This window comes from Acidovorax sp. LjRoot194, from assembly GCF_964253015.1.
Classification (GTDB): domain Bacteria; phylum Pseudomonadota; class Gammaproteobacteria; order Burkholderiales; family Burkholderiaceae_C; genus Acidovorax.
In genome coordinates, this window is the sequence record NZ_CAXUQB020000001.1 from 3,267,944 (window position 1) to 3,286,523 (window position 18,580).

The window sequence follows — 18,580 nt, forward strand, 5'->3', positions numbered from 1 at the left end:
CATGACCACCGCATCCACCACTGCATTCACTACTGCATCCCATACAGCATCCCATACTGCATCCACCGCCGCCTCTGCCGCACGCAGCGCCGCCCCGGCAACCCCGTCATCTGGGCTGCTGCGGCCTGCCCTGGTGCTGTTCATCACCCTCTCGGTCGTCACCGGGCTGCTGTACCCGCTGGCCGTCACCGGCGTGGCGCAGGCCGCGTTTCCTCAACAGGCCAACGGCAGCCTCATCGTGCGCAACGGCCAGGCCGTGGGCTCCGAACTCATCGGGCAGTCGTTCACCGCACCGGGGCACTTCTGGGGCCGCCCGTCGGCCACGGCGCCCATGCCGTACAACGCAGCGGCCTCGGGCGGCTCGAACCTCGCGCCCACCAACCCGGCCTTGACCGAAGCGGTGCAGCAGCGCGTGGCGGCCCTGCGCGCAGCCGACCCCGGCAACACCGCACCGGTGCCCGCCGACCTCGTCACCACGTCGGCCAGCGGGCTCGACCCACACATCAGCGCGGCCGCAGCGCTCTACCAGGCAGGCCGCGTGGCGCGTGAACGCGGGCTGCCCGCCGACCGCGTGCAGCAACTGGTCGAGCAGCACACCGAACGCACCTGGGGTGGCTTTCTGGGCGAGCCGCGCGTGAACGTGCTGCAGCTCAACCTGGCGCTGGACGCCCTCGCGCCCACCGCAGCCGCAGCCACCACCACCAGCAAGCCATGACCGACATGCTGACGGCCCTGCTGCTGGCCGTGCTGGTGATCGCCGTGCCGATGCTGCTGGCCTGGCTGCTGACTCGGCAGCGCGCGGCGCCCGCTACCCCGCCGGCAACCCCGTCGCTGCACGACAATGCAGCACTGCCCCACCGCCACCACGCCAACGACTTTGCCCACCCCCTGGACCGGCATGCACGACGCAATCCGCCCTGATCCCGACGCCCTGCTCCAGCAGATGCACAGCGAAGACGCGCAGGCCCACCGGGGCCGGCTCAAGATCTTCTTTGGCGCCTGTGCGGGCGTGGGCAAGACCTACGCCATGCTGTCGGCCGCCCGCGCCGCCCAGGCGCAGGGCCTGCCCGTCATCGTCGGCGTGGTCGAAACACACGGCCGCACCGACACCGAGGCCCAGGCGCAGACCCTGCAGCGCCTGCCGCTGCGCCAGATGCCGTACCGCGACCGCACGCTGCCCGAGTTCGACCTGGATGCCGCCCTGGCCTGGGGCGCGCAGCACCCCGACGGCCTGGTGCTGCTGGACGAGCTGGCGCACAGCAACGCACCCGGATCGCGCCACCCCAAGCGCTGGCAGGACGCCCAGGAGCTGCTGGCCTCGGGCATCGACGTGTGGTCCACGATGAACGTGCAGCACCTGGAGAGCCTGAACGACATCGTCAACGGCATCACCGGCATCCGCGTGTGGGAGACCGTGCCTGACAAGTTCTTCGACGACGCCGACGAAGTCGTGGTGGTGGACCTGCCGCCCGACGAGCTGCTGGCGCGCCTCAAAGCCGGCAAGGTCTACCTGCCCCAGCAGGCCGAGCGCGCAGCCGGCCACTTCTTTCGCAAAGGCAACCTGCTCGCGCTGCGCGAGCTGGCCCTGCGCCGCACGGCCGACCGGGTGGACGACGAAATGCGCGCCTACCGCCGCGCCAGCGCCGCACGCACCGCCACCTTCACCCCCGTGTGGCCCAACCGCGAGGCACTGCTCGCCTGCGTGGGCCCCGGCGAAGGCGGTGAGAAAGTGGTGCGCAGCTGCGCCCGCCTGGCCGCCCAGCTGGAGCTGCCCTGGCATGCCGTCCACGTCGAGACACCCGCCCTGCAAAAACACAGCGCCACCGTCCAGCCCCGGGTGGAGCGCACCCTGAAGCTGGCGCAGGAGCTGGGCGCGAGCACCTATGCGCTGTCGGCGCCCGAGGCCGCGCTCGCACTGGTGCGCCACGCGCGCGAGCACAACCTGGCACGGCTGGTGGTGGGCCGGTCCGCCAAGCGCTGGCCCTGGCAGAGCACCATGGCCGAGCAGATCGCCCAGCAGGCCAGCGACCTGGACCTGCTGCAGGTGGGCGACGCCGGCCCCTCAGCCCGCCAGCGCCCGGCCGCTGCAGCGCTGGCGTCGGACGACACCGCCAGCCACCGCTGGTCATGGCCGGGCTACATCGCCGCGGCGCTGATCTGCGGCGTCACCGCACTGCTGGTGACCCCGCTGGTCGAAGTGCTGGAGCTGACCAACATCGTCATGCTCTTCCTGCTGGTGGTGGTGGGCGTGGCCCTGGTCTACGGGCGCGGCCCGGCGGTGCTGGCGGCCTTTCTGGGCGTGGCGTTCTTCGACTTCTTCTTCGTGCCGCCGCGCTTCAACCTGGCGGTCAGCGATGCGCAGTACCTGGTCACCTTTGCAGTGATGCTGGTCGTGGCCCTGGTGGTTGGGCAGCTCACCGCCGGGCTCAAGGTGCAGGCCGAAGCCGCCACGCGGCGCGAACACCGCGTGCGCAGCCTCTACGACATGGCGCGGGACCTGTCGGCCGCGCTGCTGCCCGAGCAGGTGGCCGAGATCGGCGCGCGCTTCCTGGTGGGCGAATTCGGCGCGGGCTCGGCACTGCTGGCGGCCGACGACGACAACCACCTGCAGACCCTGCCCGGCGCCACCGCGCCGGTGGACCTGGGCGTGGCGCAGTGGGCCTTCGAACGCGGCGAGCCCGCGGGCCGGGGCACCAACACCCTGCCCTCGGGCCCCACGCTGGTGCTGCCCCTGAAGGCCCCCATGCGCGTTCGCGGCGTGCTGGTGGTGGCGCCGCCCGACGGGCAGGCCCTGGGCACCGAGCAGCGTCGCCTGCTGGAGACCTGCGCCTCGCTGCTGGCCATCTCGCTCGAACGCATCCACTACATCGACGTGGCGCAGAAGAGCACGGTGCAGATCGAGTCGGAGCGGCTGCGCAACTCGCTGCTGTCCGCCATCTCGCACGACCTGCGCACGCCGCTGGCCTCGCTGGTCGGCTTGGCCGACACGCTGGGCATGCTGCAGCCGCCGCTGCCCGCCGCGCAGCAGGGGGTGGCCCAGGCCATCGGCCAGTCCGCCCAGCGCATGAACGCGCTGGTCAACAACCTGCTGGACATGGCCCGCCTGGAGGCCGGCGCGGTGCAGCTCAACAAGGCCTGGCAGCCGCTGGAAGAAACCGTGGGCAGCGCCCTGGCCGCCGTGGGCCCGTCCCTCGCAGGCCGGCCGGTGCAGGTGCAATTGGCGCCCGACCTGCCCCTGCTGCACCTCGACGCCGTACTGATGGAGCGGGTGCTGGTGAACCTGCTGGAAAACGCTGCCAAGTACACGCCACCCGGCTCCGCCATCACCATCGGCGCCCAGGCGCACAGCGATACCGCGGCCCTGACCATCACCGACCAGGGCCCGGGCCTGCCGCGCGGCCGGGAAGAACTGCTGTTCGAGAAGTTCGAACGCGGCAGCCGCGAAAGCGCCACCCCCGGCGTCGGCCTGGGACTGGCCATCTGCCGCGCCATCGTGCAGGCGCACGGCGGCACCATCCATGGCGACACGGTGATGGATGCGGCAGGCGGCCTGGCCGCGGGCGCGCGCTTTACCATCACCCTGCCGCTGGGCACGCCACCGTCCGACAATGGCAGCGACGAGACCGGTGCCGATGACGCGGCGGCCCAGGCCGAACCGACCACCGCCGGTGCATCCGACCCCGCCCCACTGCCCCATTGACGCACTCACCATGACCGAGCTGGCCACCCACATCCTCATCGTCGAAGACGAAGCCGACATCCGCCGCTTCGTGCGGCTGACGCTCGAGACCGAAGGCCACACCGTGCACGAGGCCGCCACCCTGCAGCGCGGCCTGATCGAGGCCGGCACGCGCCGCCCCGACCTGGTGGTGATGGACCTGGGCCTGCCCGACGGCGACGGCGTCGACCTGATCCGCGAACTGCGCACCTGGTCGACCATGCCGATCATCGTCCTGTCGGCCCGCAGCGCCGAGGCGAGCAAGATCGCCGCGCTCGACGCGGGGGCGGACGACTATCTCGTCAAGCCCTTCGGCTCCGGCGAGCTCACGGCCCGCGTGCGCGCCCAACTGCGGCGCAGGCAGACGCCTGCGGGCGCAGCGGCCCAACCACTCATCACTTTCGGCGACATCACGGTCGATCTGGTCCGCCGCACAGTCGAGCGGCGCACCGGCGACATCGGCGAAACCGGCGCAGAAGCCCTGCACCTCACGCCCATCGAATACAAGCTGCTCACGCACCTGGCGTCCCAGCCCGACCGCGTCATCACCCACCAGCAGCTGCTCAAGGCCGTGTGGGGCCCCGGCCACGCCGAGGACACGCACTACGTGCGCGTGCACCTGGCCAACCTGCGCAAGAAGGTGGAAGACAACGCGTCCATGCCCCGGCACCTGGTGACCGAGGCGGGGATCGGGTACCGGTTCGTGCCGTAGCGACCGTAGCGACCGCAGCGGGCCTGTAGGCGGGCTCGGCAGCCTGGATCGCTCAGCGTCCGCCAGCCTGCGAAGCCGTGCACCGCAAGGCCCGCTCGCCGGCCACCCGCAACCGCTCCGTCAAAGAGACCGGCGCGAGCACCTCGAATTCGACATCCAGTGCCATCAGCCAGTACACCAGCGAGTCGCTGGCAACGCAGGCCAGCTGGCAGCGTTGCCCCGCCTCCAGCGATGTCACCACGCCCGCAAATTGCGGGATGCGGCGTGACATGACGGCGTAGGGCGCATGCAGCACGACGCGAGCCTGCTCGGCATGCGGCGGTGCCGAGATGGAGCGCGCCACATAGCCCTTCAGATCACCGCCATCGGGCGATGCCCGCGGCGCGAAATGCGCGCCCACCTGCGGGTCGCCCACGATGCGGTCGATGCGGAAGGTGCGCCAGTCGCCCCGCACGCAGTCCCAGGCCACCAGGTACCAGCGCTCGCCGGTGTGCACCACGCCCTGCGGCTCCACGCTGCGCTGCGCGCTGCGGCCCTGGGCGTCTTCGTAGTGGAACGCGGTGCGCAGCTGGTCGCGGCAAGCGGTCGCCAGCGTGGCCAGCACCGAGGCCTCGACCACCGGGCCGATGCGGTCCAGCGGCACGATGACCGAGCGCAACGCATCCACCCGCTTGCGCAAGCGCGCAGGCATGGCCTGCTCCAGCTTGACCAGCGCCCGCAGCGCAGGCTCTTCAATGCCGCCTACCGCGCCCGCCGTGGCGGTGCGCAGCGCAATCGACACGGCCAGGGCCTCGTCGTCGTCCAGCAGCAAGGGCGGCAGCGCCTGCCCGGCCCGGAAGGCGTAGCCGCCCGCCACGCCGCTGCTGGCATGCACAGGGTAGCCCAACTGGCGCAGGCGGTCCACATCGCGCCGCACGGTGCGCGGGTGCACCTCCAGGCGCTCGGCCAGCTCGGGGCCCATCCAGTGGGTGCGGGTCTGCAGCAGGGAAAGCAGCCGCAAAAGACGCGTCGATGAACTCAGCATGGCGCCACTGTACTTTTTATTGAGGACCGAAACTGTCCGCAATGGTTTCTACAGTGGAGACACCTTTTCTTCCACAACCACCTCAAGGAGTTTTCCCATGTCCATCGTTCTCTACTGGCACCCCATGTCGAGCGCCAGCCCCATCGCCTGCGCCCTGGCCGAACTGGGCGTGCCGCATGAACGCGTGAAGGTCGACATCCGCACCGGCGAACAGCACCGCCCGGAGTACCTGGCCCTCAATCCCAATGGCAAGGTCCCCACCCTGACGGTGGACGGCGCCCCGATGTTCGAGACCCTGGCCATCCATATGTGGCTGGGCCACCGCTTTGGCATCGAGCGCGGTCTGTGGCCCGCGGCGGGCACGCCCGAGGCGCTGCAGGCGCTGTCGTGGTGTGCATGGTCGTATGTGACCTACGGCGCCTTGATGGTGCGCCTGAATGTGGCCACGCGGGGCGACGAGGCTTTGCACAGCGACATCCATGCGCAGGCCGCCAAGGCGGGCCTGAATGACCTGCTGGCGGTGCTGGACGCGCGCCTGGCCAAGCAGCCCTGGATGCTGGGCGCCGACTACTCGCTGGTGGACCTGGTCGTCGGCTCGGTGCTCGGCTACAGCGTGTTTCTGGGCGCACCGGTGAGTGAGCACCCGCACGTGCAGGCCTGGCTGGCGCGGGTGCAGGCGCGGCCGGCGATGCAGATCGAGTCGTAAGACGGATTGGCGGTCGCTCCGCCGATCCGCCGGGACGAGCCGTTCAACAGACTGGCCGAAGCGTCGCGCGGCGCTTCGACACGCTCAGTGTGAACGGTCTCTTTTTTCAAGAAGCGCTGTGGCAGCGCCGACCGTCAGTGTTTGCGCAGGCCTGTGATGATGCAGCGGCGCTACAGCAGCACGATGTCGTACTGCTCCTGCCCCACCGCGCTCTCGGCCTGCAGGGAGATGGGCTTGCCGATGAAGTCCGACAGCCCGGCCAGGTGCTGGCTCTCTTCGTCCAGGAACAGCTCCACCACGCGCGCCGAGGCGACCACGCGGAATTCGCGGGGGTTGAACTGGCGGGCTTCGCGCAGGATCTCGCGCAGGATGTCGTAGCAGACGCTGCGCGCGGTTTTCACGCTGCCCTTGCCCTGGCAGGCTTCGCAGGGCTCGCACAGCATGTGGGCGAGCGACTCGCGGGTGCGCTTGCGCGTCATCTCCACCAGGCCCAGTTGCGAGAAGCCGCCCGCCATGGTCTTGACCCGGTCGCGCGAGAGCTGCTTCTTGAACTCGGTCAGCACCGCGTCCTGGTGGCCGGCCTGCACCATGTCGATGAAGTCCACGATGATGATGCCGCCCAGGTTGCGCAGCCGCAGCTGGCGCGCAATGGCCTGCGCCGCCTCCAGGTTGGTCTTGAAGATGGTGTCGTCGAAGTTGCGCGCACCCACGTAGCCACCGGTGTTCACGTCGATGGTGGTGAGCGCCTCGGTCTGGTCCACGATGAGGTAGCCGCCCGACTTCAGGTCCACGCGCCGGCCCAGGGCCTTGGCGACTTCTTCGTCGATGGAGTACAGGTCGAAGATGGGGCGCTCGCCCTTGTAGTGCTGCAGCTTGGGGGCGGCCGCGGGCATGAATTCCTGCCCGAAGGCGCGCAGGCGCTGGAACTGCTCCAGCGAATCCAGGCGGATGGTCTGCGTGTGGTCGCCCACCAAGTCGCGCAGCACGCGCTGCAGCAGGTCCAGGTCCTGGTGCAGCAGCGACATGGCGGGCAGCTTGAGCGATGCCTCCTTGATGCGCGCCCAGGTCTTGCGCAGGTAGGCGATGTCTTCGGCCAGTTCTTCGTCGGTGGAGTCTTCGCCATTGGTGCGCAGGATGAACCCGCCGCCACCGCCCGTGGACTTGTCGCCCACCAGCGCCTGCAGGCGTGCGCGCAGCGCGTCGCGCTCGGCGCCGGGGATCTTCTGCGAGACGCCCACGTGGTCGTCCTGCGGCAGGAACACCAGCAGGCGCCCGGCGATGCTGATCTGCGTGGACAGGCGCGCGCCCTTGGTGCCGATGGGGTCCTTGATGACCTGCACCATGAGGGACTGGCCCTCGAACACCTGCTTTTCGATCGGGATCTGCGGCTCGGTCTTGCGGGCGAATGCTGGCGGCTCGCCGTCGGGCTGACGGTGCCACACATCGGCCACGTGCAAAAAAGCCGCGCGCTCCAGGCCAATGTCGATGAAGGCGGACTGCATGCCCGGGAGCACCCGCGACACCTTGCCCAGGTAGACGTTGCCGACCAGGCCGCGCTCCAGCGTGCGCTCGATGTGCAGCTCCTGCACCGCGCCGTGCTCCACGATGGCCACGCGGGTTTCCTGGGGAGACCAGTTGATCAGGATGTCTTGTTGCATGGCGTTGTCGTTATGTTTGGTTATGGTCGCTGCCGGGCTTTGGCTCCGTTCACGCCCCCACCATCACGTCTTTGCCGGTCCGCCGAGCACTGGTGGCTTTGTGGGGGCCACAGCTGTCGGGCGGGCTCAGGGGGCGGGAGAAACGCGGGGGTTTGCCGGGTGCGTCAAAGCGCCACTAGACGGCAAAACCGGCTGCGCGCAGCAGTTGCGCCGTCTCGTACATGGGCAGCCCCATGATGCCCGAATAACTCCCTGCCAGGTGTTCCACATACGCGGCCGCGCGGCCCTGGATGCCGTACGCGCCGGCCTTGCCCAGCGGCTCGCCGGTGGCCACATAGGCATTGATCTGCGCCGCCGTCATGGGCGCGAAGGTGACGCGCGACACCGACAGCGCCGCAAGCCGCTTGGTGCCCACCTGCAGCGCCACGGCCGTGAGCACGCGGTGCTCGTGCCCCGCCAGCTCGGCCAGCATGCGCGCGGCGTGCGCGGCGTCGTCGGGCTTGCCGTAGATGGTGCGGCCCAGGGCCACGGTGGTGTCGGAGCACAGGATGGGCGCATCGGGCAGTTGCCGCCGTGCCCGCCGCGCCACGGCGGCGTCGAGCTTGAGGCCGGTCACGCGTTCGACGTAGGCCGTGGGCGCCTCGCCGGGCAGCACGGCCTCGATGGCCTCGGCGTCCTCGGGCTCGTCGCCGTCGACATTGGGCAGCAGCAGTTCATGGCGCACGCCCAGCTGTTCAAGCAGCTGGCGCCGGCGCGGGCTCTGGGAGGCGAGGTAGAGGAAGTCAGGCATGAACAGATTCGATCAAAAATCGGCCCCAGCGCTGATCCATCAAGCGCTGGCAGCTATCACATCAATAGCAAACAGCAGGTGGGACATGGTGCGCTCCGGCCTGCTCATTCGCGGTGGTAGGGGTGGCCGGCGTTCACCGACCAGGCACGGTACAGCTGCTCGATGAGCAGCACGCGCACCATGGCGTGGGGCAAGGTCAGGTCCGACAGGCGGATGCGCTCGTGTGAGCCCTGGCGGAAGGCCGGGTCCAGCCCGTCGGGGCCGCCGATGACCAGCGCCACGTCGTCGCCGCCCAGCTGCCAGCCCTTGAGCCGCTCGGCCAGCGCCTTGGTGGTGAGGTTGGTGCCCCGCTCGTCCAGCGCCACTACGCGCGTGCCGCGCGGTATGGCCGCCTCGATGCGCTCGCGCTCGGCGGCGTACAGCGTCTCGAGCGTCTTGGAGCCCCGCGGCTCGGTCTTGACGGCCTTGAGCTCCACCTTGAGCTCGGGCGGGAAACGCTTGGCATAGTCGTCGTAGGCCGTCTGCGCCCAGTCGGGCACGCGCTGGCCCACCGCCACGATCAGCAGTCTCATGCGAATGCGTTACCGAAAAGGGTTGCGTCGCCCGTCAGCTCAGCCGTGCCGCCCGGCCGTCAGGCCCGGCCGCCGCTGCGCGATGGCGACTTCTTGGCCGCGGGCTTGGCGCCTGCCTTGGCCGGGGCACCGGCCGCAGACCGGGGGGCGCCGCGTGCGGGTGCTGCTGCACCCTTGGCACCGGTCGACTTGGCGGCTGCGGGCTTCTTGGCGCCGCCCGGCTTCACGACCACGGTCTTGATCGGGGTCTTGGGGGCCGATGGCTTCTTGGCGGCTGTGGTGCTGCCGGCCGTCTTGGCGGTGGTCTTGGTTGGGGCCGTCTTGGCCGCTGGCTTGCTGCCGGCGCGGGCCGCGGGCTTGGCCGCGCTGGTCTTGGCGGCCGGCCTTGCCGATGGCTTGGCGGCTGCCGACTTGGTGGGCGCTCCCGGGGCGGCCTTGGCCGCCGTCTTGGCCACGGCCTTCACAGTGGCCTTGCCGGAGCGGGCAGCCACGGTCGGAGCTGCAGCAGCCTTGCGGGCTGGCGTCTTGGCAGGCGTCTTCGCTGCGGCCTTGGCGGCCTTCTGGGCCGACTTCTTTTCGGCCAGATCGGCGGCGGCGCTGGACACCGGCTTGGCGGCACCCAGCTTCAGGCGCACGGGGGTTTCGCCCCACAGTTCTTCCAGGCGGTAGTACTGGCGGATGGCGGGCTGCATGATGTGCGCCACGGCCGGGCCGCAGTCCACGATGATCCATTCGCCGTTGTCTTCGCCTTCGATGCGGGGCTTGGAGAAGCCCGCTTCCTTCACCGCGTCGCGCACGCTGGCGGCCAGCGCCTTGGTCTGGCGGTTGGAGGTGCCCGATGCCACGATCACCCGTTCAAACAGCGGCGAGAGATTCTCGGTGTTGAAGACCTGGATGTCTTGCGCCTTGACGTCCTCCAGCCCATCGACGATGGCGCGCTGGAGCTTGGTAACGTCTTTCTTGGCGGCGGATTCCGATTTGGTGGAGGTGGTCATCAGGTGGTGAATAGAGAGGGAATGGAATCAATATAGCGTGCAACGCGGCGCACAGCCAGTGGGGCTGCGCCTTGGGTGTTGCGCCGGTGTCGCGCTGGGGCGCTGCGGCAGTTCGCGGTGTTTTTGGCCTCTGGCGCTTTTGTGAAAAGCGCACACAGCTATTGAAATTATAGCTTTCGCGCCTTTCGGGCCATCTTCAGCAACATCTTCCGGGCGTCAGGCACCTGCCTGCGCCCCGCTGCCCAGCCAGTCGCGCCGCACCAGGAACCGCTGCGCCAGCTGCGCTTCGGCAGAGTCGGCGGCGTCCGAGCGCTGGTACGACCAGGCCACCAGCGGCGGCATCGACAGCAAGATGGACTCGGTGCGCCCGCCGGACTGCAGGCCGAAATGCGTGCCCCGGTCCCACACCAGGTTGAACTCGACATACCGGCCGCGGCGGTAGAGTTGAAAGTCCCGCTCGCGCTCGCCGTAGGGCATGTGCTGGCGCTGCTCGACGAGGGGCAGGTAGGCCGCCAGGAAGGCGTCGCCCACCGACTGCGTCATGGCCAGGCTTTGCGCGAAGCCCAGCTCCGAGAAGTCGTCGTAGAACACCCCGCCCACGCCGCGCTGCTCGCTGCGGTGCTTGAGGTAGAAATACTCGTCGCACCACGCTTTGAAGCGCGGGTACTTGTCGTCGCCAAAGGGCGCCAGCGCATCGCGGCAGGTGCGGTGAAAGTGCACCGCGTCCTCCTCGAAGCCGTAGTACGGCGTCAGGTCCATGCCCCCGCCGAACCAGCAGGTCGGCGCCTGGCCCGGGTGGCCGGCGGCGATCATGCGCACGTTCATGTGCACCGTGGGCACATACGGGTTGCGGGGGTGGAACACCAGCGACACGCCCAGGGCCTCGAAAGGCGCGCCGGCCAGCTCGGGCCGGTGCTGCGTGGCCGACGGCGGCAGCTGGGGGCCGCGCACATGGCTGAAGCCGCAGCCCGCGCGCTCGAACACGCGGCCGTTTTCCAGGATCTTGGTGATGCCGTCGCCCTGCAGCGGCTCGCCGGGTGCCTTGCGCCAGGCGTCGGCCAGGAAGCGCGCGCCGCCCTGCTCCTGCGGCCCTTCCACGGTCTCCAGCGCACCGGTGATGCGCGCCTGCAGACCCTGCAGGTAACCGCGCACCTGCTCCACCGTGTCGACCGTGTTCAGGCTTTGTGCGCCCGCCATCAGCTCTTCAGCGCCCGGAAGCCGATGTCGCGGCGGTACTGCGCGCCGTCGAACTGGATGCCGCGCGCCACGTCGTACGCCCGCTGCTGCGCCTGCTTGACACTGTCGGCCAGCACCGTGACGCACAGCACCCGGCCGCCGGTCACGCTGACCACGCCGTCCTGCAGTTGCGTGCCGGCATGGAACACCACCGCATCGTCCGCGTCCTGCGGCAGGCCGGTGATGGCGTCGCCCTTGCGCGGGTTCTCAGGGTAGCCGTGGGCGGCCATGACCACGCCCAACGCGGTGCGGCGGTCCCACTGCAGCTCCATCTGGTCGAGCTTGCCGTCGGCCGCCGCAGCCATCACGTCGCTGAAATCGCTTTTGAGGCGCATCAGGATGGGCTGGGTTTCAGGGTCGCCCATGCGGCAGTTGAATTCGAGCGTCTTGGGGTGGCCCTTGGCGTCGATCATCAGCCCGGCATACAAAAAGCCGGTGTACGGGATGCCGTCCTTTTCCATGCCGCGGATGGTGGGCAGGATGATCTCGCGCATGGCGCGGGCGTGCACGTCGGCCGTGACCACGGGCGCGGGCGAATACGCACCCATGCCGCCGGTGTTGGGGCCTTCGTCGCCGTCTTTCAGGCGTTTGTGGTCCTGGCTGGTGGCCAGCGCCAGCACGTTCTTGCCGTCGCACAGCACGATGAAGGACGCTTCTTCGCCTTCGAGGAACTCTTCGATCACCACGCGCGCCCCGCCCTCGTTGTGCGTCACGCCGTACTTGTTGTCCACCAGCATGAAGTCCACCGCGTCATGGGCCTCCTGCAGAGTCATGGCCACGACCACGCCCTTGCCCGCCGCCAGGCCGTCGGCCTTGATGACGATGGGCGCGCCCAGGCGGTCCACGAAGGCGTGGGCGGCTGCCGGGTCGGTGAAGGTGTCGTAGTCGGCCGTGGGGATGCCATGGCGGCGCATGAAGGCCTTGCTGAAGGCCTTGGAGCTTTCGAGTTGGGCGGCCGCCTGCGTGGGGCCGAAGATCTTGAGGCCGTGCGCGCGGAATTCATCCACCACGCCAGCGGCCAGGGGCGCCTCGGGGCCGACCACCGTGAGGGCGATCTTCTGCTCCTGTGCCCAGACGCGCAGGGCCTGCACGTCGGTGATGGCCACGTTCTCCAGCTTGGCGTTGAGCGCAGTGCCGCCATTGCCAGGCGCGACGAACACCTTGGTGACCTTGGGGGACTGGGCCAGTTTCCAGGCCATTGCGTGTTCACGGCCGCCGCCACCAATCACAAGTACTTTCATAGAACCTTTGTGAACCTCTGGCGCGGCGTTGGGCCACGTACAGGGTTCGGGAAAAACATCTCGATCTCAGTTACTCAACATTCTTTGCGCAGGGCGCCCAGGCCCTCGAAACCGGCGCGGCCCCATCGCCAGCGCACCCGTGGAACTGGCTTCGCCAGGCCACCGGGTGCGTCCCCCTCCCGCGCAGCGAGAGAGGGGGAAGGCGCGCAGCGCCTCAGGGGGAGCTTCACAACGCCGCGTTGTGATAGACCTCTTGAGCGTCGTCCAGATCTTCCAGCACGTCCAGCAGTTTTTGCATGCGCACGGCGTCGTCGCCGGTCAGCTCGATGGTGTTTTCAGCCCGCATCGTCACCTCGGCCAACTCGGGCGTGAGGCCAGCGGCCTGCAGCGCATCCTTGACGGCTTCGAAGTCGGCAGGGCTGGTCAGCACTTCGACGGCGCCGTCCTCGCCGGTCACCACATCGTCGGCACCGGCCTCCAGCGCCACTTCCATGACTTGGTCCTCGTTCGTGCCCGGCGCAAAGATCAGCTGGCCGCAGTGCTTGAACTGGAACACCACCGAGCCTTCGGTGCCCATGCTGCCGCCGTGCTTGCTGAAGGCGTGGCGCACTTCGGCCACGGTGCGCACACGGTTGTCGGTCATGGTGTCGATCATGATGGCGACGCCGCCGATACCGTAGCCCTCGTAGCGGATTTCCTCGTACGTCAGGCCTTCGGCATTGCCGGTGGCCTTGTCGATGTTGTATTTGATGCGGTCGGCGGGCATGTTCGCCCCCTTGGCCTTGTCCACCGCCAGGCGCAGGCGGGGGTTGGCAGACAAATCGCCGCCGCCGGAACGGGCAGCCACGGTGATTTCGCGAATGATGCGGGTCCAGATCTTGCCGCGTTTTTCATCCTGCCGCCCCTTGCGGTGCTGGATATTCGCCCATTTGCTGTGTCCTGCCACGAGAAGTCCTTTTGTATTGATTTAATCTAGCCATGCTTGTTGGGCCCGGTGCAGCGGCAAACCGTGTCTTTCGCGCCACGGCGGCAGTGCAAGCCCCGCCGCCAGCGCCTGCAGAGGCCGGGTTTGGCGCCCCTCAGGCGGCGCCAAATCCACCTGTTTTGTCTCTGTAGCGCCCTGCCCGAACAAGTCATCTGCCGATTTTACTTTTTGCCGACCCCGCTCCCCGAGGAAACCCGAAATGGCCGAACCCCTTCTGATCGCCAAGCACGACACCATCGAATGCCACCTGCTGCCGAGCCTGGCCAACCGCCACGGGCTGATCACCGGTGCGACGGGCACCGGCAAGACGGTGACGCTGCAGACGCTGGCCGAAAACTTCTCGCGCATCGGCGTGCCGGTGTTCATGGCCGACGTAAAGGGCGACCTGACCGGCGCCAGCCAGCCCGGCAAGATCGGCGACAAGCTGGCGGCCGTGCTGAAAGAGCGTGGTCTTGAGCTCCCCACACCCCTGGCCTGCCCCACCACGCTGTGGGACGTGTTCGGCCAGCAGGGCCACCCGGTGCGCGCCACGGTGTCCGACATGGGCCCGCTGCTGCTGGGCCGCATGCTAAACCTGAACGAGACGCAGCTGGGCGTGCTGAACATGGTGTTCAAGATCGCCGACGACAGCGGCATGCTGCTGCTGGACCTGAAAGACCTGCGCGCGATGCTGACCTTCGTGGGCGACAACGCCAAGGAGTTCACCACCGAATACGGCAACGTGAGCGCCGCCAGCGTGGGCGCCATCCAGCGCGGGCTGCTGCAGATCGAGCAGCAGGGCGGCAGCGCGTTCTTCGGCGAGCCCATGCTCAACATCCAGGACTTCATGCAGACCGTCGATGGTCACGGTGTCGTGAACATCCTGGCGGCCGACAAGCTCATGAATTCGCCGCGCCTGTACGCCACCTTCCTGCTGTGGATGCTGTCCGAACTGTTCGAGCAACTGCCCGAGATCGGCGACCCCGACCAGCCCAAGCTGGTGTTCTTCTTCGACGAGGCCCACCTGTTGTTCAACGAGGCGCCCAAGGTGCTCATCGAGCGGATCGAGCTGGTGGTGCGCCTGGTGCGCTCCAAGGGCGTGGGCGTGTACTTCGTCACACAGAACCCGCTCGACATCCCCGACAGCGTGCTGGCCCAGCTGGGCAACCGCGTGCAGCACGCGCTGCGCGCCTTCACCCCCCGCGACCAGAAGGCCGTCAAAGCCACGGCCACCACCATGCGGCAAAAGCCGGGCCTCGATATCGAGACCGCCATCACCGAGCTGGCCGTGGGCGAGGCGCTGGTGAGTTTTCTGGACGCCAAAGGCCGCCCCAGCGTGACCGAGCGCGTGTTCGTGCTGCCCCCGGGCAGCCAGCTCGGCCCCATCACACCGCAGCAGCGGCAGGCGCTGATGGCCAGCTCGCTGGTGGCCGGCGTGTACGAGACCACGGTGGACCGAGAGTCAGCGTATGAAAAGCTCAAGGGCCGGGCCGAAAGTGCCCCCGACGCGCCGGCCGGTACGTCTGCAGTCCGCACAAGCGGCGGCACCCCGGTGGGCACGGCGGGCGGGGGAGCCCAGCCGCAGGAAGGCAGCTTTCTCAACGACCTGCTCTTTGGCACCACCGGCCCGCGCGGCGGGCGCAAGGACGGCCTGGTGCAGACCATGGCCAAGTCGGCCGTGCGCACGGTGGGGACCAGTGTCGGCAAGGAGATTCTGCGCGGCGTATTGGGCGGGATCTTCGGCAGCAAGAAGAGGTGACACCCCCTGAGGCGCTGCTCGCCTTCCCCCCTCTCTCGCTGCGCGGGAGGGGGACGCACCCCGGTGGCCTGGCGAAGCCAGGTCCACGGGTGCACTGGCCTGGGGCGCGCCAGTCATGACGGTCTTGGACAAAGGGATCTCGCCGGGGGCACATCAGGGGTGAAGATAGTGCACTGCAGAGGCCTCTACCGCTTATCCAACAAGCGCCAGAAGCTATCAATTCAATAGCATTCAACATCCTCGCCACACCCCCTCAAATTCTTCTCCCGGCGTGCGTGCAGGCATGGCACCATGCGCGCACAAAACAACACACAACAGGAGGATGGGATGGGACGCATCGACAACCTGCTCGTGCGCTGGGGGCCCCGCACGGTGCTGCTGGCCAGCGGTATCTGGGTGCTGGTCTTTGTGGGCATGTTCGCCGGGCTGTGGCGCATGCGCTGGACGTGGGCGGTGTATGTGATCGCCACCGTGGTACTGACAGCCATCGTCATCCAGTGGACCAACGTGGTGCGCGAGCGCTATGTGCGCGAAGCCGCCCTGCCCCAGTTCTTGAAGCGCAAGCTGCGCGAGGCGTATCCCCACCTCAACCAAAAGGACTGCGAACTGGTCGAGCGCGGGCTGCGCCAGTTCTTCATGGCCTGCATGCGCAGCAGAAAGCAGTTCGTCGCCATGCCGTCCAAGGCGGTGGACGCCATGTGGCACGAGTTCATCCTGCACACCCAGGCCTACAAGACCTGGTGCGAGCGCGCGCTGGGCTTCTTTTTGCACCACACCCCCGCCGAGGCCCTGGGCGCCCGGGCCAAGAACAACGACGGCCTGCGCCGCGCCTGGTACTGGGCGTGCAAGGACGAGGGCATCCACCCCAAATACCCCTCGCGCCTGCCGCTGCTGTTCGCGCTGGACGCCAAGCTCGCGATTGCCGGCGGCTTTACCTACGTGCCCGACTGCAGCGACATCATCCGCAAAAGCGATGCCGGGGGCGACGCCGGCGGTACCTACTGCGGCACCCACTTTGCCGATCACAGCTACAGCGGCAGCTCGGGCGACTTCGGCGGGGCAGAAAGCTCCAGCTCCCACTCCAGCAGCAGCAGTGACGGGAGCAGCGGCGACGCAGGTGGCGACGGGGGCAGTTGCGGCGGTGGCTGCGGAGGCGGCGGCGGCGACTGACGCGGCGCGCGCAGGTAACCTCGCCCCCATGCACTCCATCCCGCCGCTGCCCCTCATCGCCGCCTTCGACGCGGTGATGCAGTGGCGCAGCTTTCAAAAAGCGGCCGACGCGCTCAGCCTGTCGGCCAGCACCGTGAGCCACCGCGTGCGCGAGCTGGAAAAGACGCTGGGCGTGCCCTTGTTCACCCGCAGCACCCGGTCGGTGGCGCCCACGCCCGAGGGCCTGCACCTGCACCAGCAGACCAAGGCCGCGCTGCAGGCCCTGCAGGACACGTTTGCCGGCTATGCACACCAGCAGCGCAGCGTGGTGCGCATCAGCGCCCTGCCCTCGTTCGCGCGGCTGCGGCTGGTGCCGGCGCTCGCGCAGTTGCAGGCCACCGGGCAGGCGCCCGGCATCGAGATCCAGACCAGCACCGACCTCGCCGACGTGGACCAGGGCGACGCCGACATCGCCATCCGCTTCGCCCGCAGCCGGCCGCACGCTTACCACTGCGAAAAGCTGCTGGACGACGTGTGGTTCCCGGTGGCGGCGCCGGGCTACCTGCAGCGGCTGGACGTCCCGGCCAGCGAGCGCGCGCTGCGCAGGGGCACGCTGCTCACCCACACCCGGCAACCCTGGCAGCCGTGGCTGGCACAGGCAGGCATTCGCCTGGCGGCGGCGCAGCACGCCATGACCTTCACCGACACCGCGCTGCTCATCGACGCGGCCCTGGCCGAACAGGGCATTGCGCTGGCGCGGCAGTCGCTGGTGCACGACCTGCTGGCGTCCGGCGCGCTGGTGCGGCTGTCGGACGTGGCGCTGCCCGCCGAGCAGTCGTACTACCTGCTCGCGTCCGAGCGCACCGTCATCACCCCGCGCGGCCAGGCCGTGATGGACTGGATCCGGCAATTGGCACGTCAGGGCAACGCGGCGCCATAGCGCCGGCCAACGCCGGCCACCTGTGCCGCAGAAAGGGGAATACGCGGGCCAGCTGCCCAGGTGTCACCCCGTCTTTACCATCAACACGATGCCCGCCAGCACACCCGCCATCGCCACGGTCTTGTGGCGGATGAAGCGCTCCTGCAGCAGCCAGGCGCTCAGGCCGAACACCATGACCAGGTTGGTCCGCCGCAGCACCGAGATCACCGAGATCATGGCCCCCTCGACCTGCACCGCGGCCAGGTAGATGTACTCGGCCAGCACGTATGCCACCGCAATCGCCCCCACCGGCCAGACAGCGGGCCACGCCGCACTCCAACCCGGCCACCGCCCTCGCAAGCCACGTCCGCCCAGCCCCGGCAACACAGACGTCACCACCCACGGCAGCAGACACAGCGCCAGCACGCCCCGCTGCACGGCCGACCAGGCCTGCACCGCCGCCAGGTCCAGCCGCAGCTGCGCGACGATGTGCTTGTCGTACAGCGCATTGGCCGACGACAGCAGCGTGGCCGCCACCATGCACAGCACCCAGCCATCGCGGCTGAAGCGGATGCCCTCCTTCTGCCCGATCAGCGAAAACGCCAGGTACGACAGCATGGACACCGCCAGCCCCGCCCACTGCCACGCGCTCAGGTGCTCGCCCAGCAGCACGATGGCGCCCAGCGCCGTCCACACCGGCCCCGACGCGCGCACCCCGGCCGATATCGACAGCGGCAGCGCCTTGACCGCGTAGTACGACAGCACCCAGGTCGCCACCATCATCAACGACTTGGGCAGCAGCAGCGCGTGGGCCTGCCAAGTCAACGGCGCCGGGTGCAGACCCAGCGGCGCCAGGGCCTGGGCCCACAGGCCGCCGCCGGGCACCCACACAAACGGCAGCCACAAGCACGCGCCCAGCACCGACGATGCCACCACCACCGCCAGCACCCCGGTCTCCCGCAGCGCGATCTTGGTCAGAAAGTCATAGGTGCCCAGCACCAGCCCGGCCAGCAGGCCCAGCAGCACCCAGGTGGTCATGCGGCTGCTCCGTCAGCAAGGCATCGAAGGCGCTGCATCGGTGCAACGGACAGGACGAGGGCGGGCGCCGCACGGCGGCATTGGAAGCGATTCACACAA

Annotated in this window: 17 protein-coding genes; 8 read left to right on the forward strand and 9 right to left on the reverse strand. The window is 68.9% G+C overall.

The window, feature by feature from the left end; genetic code table 11:
* Nucleotide 1: 1 nt before the first annotated feature.
* From kdpC to ACSQ3N_RS14690, 4 genes are read left to right on the forward strand one after another with little or no spacing between them, the layout of a single operon-like run.
* Entirely contained in the window at nt 2-715 is a 714-nt protein-coding gene (kdpC, locus tag ACSQ3N_RS14675; protein ID WP_082516821.1) for a potassium-transporting ATPase subunit KdpC, read from the forward strand.
* Nucleotides 712-921: a hypothetical protein gene (locus ACSQ3N_RS14680; protein WP_056165614.1), complete on the forward strand. Its 210-nt coding sequence runs from the start codon at nt 712-714 to the stop codon at nt 919-921. Before kdpC ends, ACSQ3N_RS14680 begins: the two co-directional genes overlap by 4 nt.
* The gene (locus ACSQ3N_RS14685) at nt 899-3,700 is read left to right on the forward strand and encodes a DUF4118 domain-containing protein (RefSeq protein ID WP_056165612.1); all 2,802 of its coding nucleotides are present in this window, start codon (nt 899-901) and stop codon (nt 3,698-3,700) included. Before ACSQ3N_RS14680 ends, ACSQ3N_RS14685 begins: the two co-directional genes overlap by 23 nt.
* 10 nt (nt 3,701-3,710) lie before the next feature.
* Nucleotides 3,711-4,430 (forward strand): response regulator, encoded by a 720-nt coding sequence (locus ACSQ3N_RS14690; RefSeq protein WP_056165610.1) that lies wholly within the window; start codon nt 3,711-3,713, stop codon nt 4,428-4,430.
* Between the two features lie 52 nt (nt 4,431-4,482).
* Here the strand turns inward: ACSQ3N_RS14690 and ACSQ3N_RS14695 are convergent, their stop codons facing one another.
* Entirely contained in the window at nt 4,483-5,454 is a 972-nt protein-coding gene (locus ACSQ3N_RS14695; RefSeq protein WP_436146661.1) for a helix-turn-helix transcriptional regulator, read from the reverse strand.
* Between the two features lie 97 nt (nt 5,455-5,551).
* Between ACSQ3N_RS14695 and ACSQ3N_RS14700 the strand changes: the two genes are divergently transcribed.
* Nucleotides 5,552-6,160, forward strand: coding sequence for a glutathione S-transferase family protein (locus ACSQ3N_RS14700; protein ID WP_056165607.1), 609 nt, complete (start codon nt 5,552-5,554; stop codon nt 6,158-6,160).
* A 170-nt stretch (nt 6,161-6,330) separates the two neighbouring features.
* Here the strand turns inward: ACSQ3N_RS14700 and rng are convergent, their stop codons facing one another.
* From rng to ACSQ3N_RS14735, 7 genes are all read right to left on the reverse strand, one after another.
* Nucleotides 6,331-7,818 (reverse strand): ribonuclease G, encoded by a 1,488-nt coding sequence (rng, locus tag ACSQ3N_RS14705; RefSeq protein ID WP_056165604.1) that lies wholly within the window; start codon nt 7,816-7,818, stop codon nt 6,331-6,333.
* A 175-nt stretch (nt 7,819-7,993) separates the two neighbouring features.
* Nucleotides 7,994-8,608, reverse strand: coding sequence for a Maf family protein (locus ACSQ3N_RS14710; protein ID WP_056165602.1), 615 nt, complete (start codon nt 8,606-8,608; stop codon nt 7,994-7,996).
* 104 nt (nt 8,609-8,712) lie between these two features.
* The gene (gene rlmH / locus ACSQ3N_RS14715; RefSeq protein WP_436146662.1) at nt 8,713-9,180 is read right to left on the reverse strand and encodes a 23S rRNA (pseudouridine(1915)-N(3))-methyltransferase RlmH; all 468 of its coding nucleotides are present in this window, start codon (nt 9,178-9,180) and stop codon (nt 8,713-8,715) included.
* 59 nt (nt 9,181-9,239) lie between these two features.
* On the reverse strand, nt 9,240-10,175 hold the full coding sequence (rsfS, locus tag ACSQ3N_RS14720; protein WP_436146663.1) for a ribosome silencing factor: 936 nt from the start codon (nt 10,173-10,175) through the stop codon (nt 9,240-9,242).
* 216 nt (nt 10,176-10,391) lie between these two features.
* A complete protein-coding gene (hemF, locus tag ACSQ3N_RS14725) occupies nt 10,392-11,372 on the reverse strand; it encodes an oxygen-dependent coproporphyrinogen oxidase (RefSeq protein WP_436146664.1) in 981 nt (326 codons plus the stop codon).
* Nucleotides 11,372-12,652, reverse strand: a complete 1,281-nt coding sequence (purD, locus tag ACSQ3N_RS14730) for a phosphoribosylamine--glycine ligase (protein ID WP_436146665.1) — start codon at nt 12,650-12,652, stop codon at nt 11,372-11,374. Before purD ends, hemF begins: the two co-directional genes overlap by 1 nt.
* 226 nt (nt 12,653-12,878) lie before the next feature.
* Nucleotides 12,879-13,598 (reverse strand): YebC/PmpR family DNA-binding transcriptional regulator, encoded by a 720-nt coding sequence (locus ACSQ3N_RS14735; protein ID WP_056165591.1) that lies wholly within the window; start codon nt 13,596-13,598, stop codon nt 12,879-12,881.
* A gap of 238 nt (nt 13,599-13,836) precedes the next feature.
* On the opposite strand from ACSQ3N_RS14735, the gene ACSQ3N_RS14740 reads away from it, so the two are divergent.
* The 3 genes from ACSQ3N_RS14740 (at nt 13,837) to ACSQ3N_RS14750 (ending at nt 17,464) form a co-directional block, all read left to right on the forward strand.
* Complete coding sequence (locus tag ACSQ3N_RS14740; protein WP_056165589.1) at nt 13,837-15,375, forward strand: helicase HerA-like C-terminal domain-containing protein; 1,539 nt, start codon at nt 13,837-13,839, stop codon at nt 15,373-15,375.
* Between the two features lie 327 nt (nt 15,376-15,702).
* On the forward strand, nt 15,703-16,545 hold the full coding sequence (locus ACSQ3N_RS14745; protein WP_056166458.1) for a glycine-rich domain-containing protein: 843 nt from the start codon (nt 15,703-15,705) through the stop codon (nt 16,543-16,545).
* Between the two features lie 28 nt (nt 16,546-16,573).
* A complete protein-coding gene (locus tag ACSQ3N_RS14750) occupies nt 16,574-17,464 on the forward strand; it encodes a LysR substrate-binding domain-containing protein (RefSeq protein WP_156372011.1) in 891 nt (296 codons plus the stop codon).
* 63 nt (nt 17,465-17,527) lie between these two features.
* On the opposite strand, the gene ACSQ3N_RS14755 is transcribed toward ACSQ3N_RS14750, so the two are convergent.
* Nucleotides 17,528-18,481, reverse strand: a complete 954-nt coding sequence (locus ACSQ3N_RS14755; protein WP_056165586.1) for an EamA family transporter — start codon at nt 18,479-18,481, stop codon at nt 17,528-17,530.
* Between the last annotated feature and the right edge of the window lie 99 nt (nt 18,482-18,580).

Coding starts and splice junctions, on each gene's coding strand:
- kdpC (WP_082516821.1), top strand. CDS start 2: ATGACCACCGCATCCACCACTGCATTCACTACTGCATCCCATACAGCA.
- ACSQ3N_RS14680 (WP_056165614.1), top strand. CDS start 712: ATGACCGACATGCTGACGGCCCTGCTGCTGGCCGTGCTGGTGATCGCC.
- ACSQ3N_RS14685 (WP_056165612.1), top strand. CDS start 899: ATGCACGACGCAATCCGCCCTGATCCCGACGCCCTGCTCCAGCAGATG.
- ACSQ3N_RS14690 (WP_056165610.1), top strand. CDS start 3,711: ATGACCGAGCTGGCCACCCACATCCTCATCGTCGAAGACGAAGCCGAC.
- ACSQ3N_RS14695 (WP_436146661.1), bottom strand. CDS start 5,454: ATGCTGAGTTCATCGACGCGTCTTTTGCGGCTGCTTTCCCTGCTGCAG.
- ACSQ3N_RS14700 (WP_056165607.1), top strand. CDS start 5,552: ATGTCCATCGTTCTCTACTGGCACCCCATGTCGAGCGCCAGCCCCATC.
- rng (WP_056165604.1), bottom strand. CDS start 7,818: ATGCAACAAGACATCCTGATCAACTGGTCTCCCCAGGAAACCCGCGTG.
- ACSQ3N_RS14710 (WP_056165602.1), bottom strand. CDS start 8,608: ATGCCTGACTTCCTCTACCTCGCCTCCCAGAGCCCGCGCCGGCGCCAG.
- rlmH (WP_436146662.1), bottom strand. CDS start 9,180: ATGAGACTGCTGATCGTGGCGGTGGGCCAGCGCGTGCCCGACTGGGCG.
- rsfS (WP_436146663.1), bottom strand. CDS start 10,175: ATGACCACCTCCACCAAATCGGAATCCGCCGCCAAGAAAGACGTTACC.
- hemF (WP_436146664.1), bottom strand. CDS start 11,372: ATGGCGGGCGCACAAAGCCTGAACACGGTCGACACGGTGGAGCAGGTG.
- purD (WP_436146665.1), bottom strand. CDS start 12,652: ATGAAAGTACTTGTGATTGGTGGCGGCGGCCGTGAACACGCAATGGCC.
- ACSQ3N_RS14740 (WP_056165589.1), top strand. CDS start 13,837: ATGGCCGAACCCCTTCTGATCGCCAAGCACGACACCATCGAATGCCAC.
- ACSQ3N_RS14745 (WP_056166458.1), top strand. CDS start 15,703: ATGGGACGCATCGACAACCTGCTCGTGCGCTGGGGGCCCCGCACGGTG.
- ACSQ3N_RS14750 (WP_156372011.1), top strand. CDS start 16,574: ATGCACTCCATCCCGCCGCTGCCCCTCATCGCCGCCTTCGACGCGGTG.
- ACSQ3N_RS14755 (WP_056165586.1), bottom strand. CDS start 18,481: ATGACCACCTGGGTGCTGCTGGGCCTGCTGGCCGGGCTGGTGCTGGGC.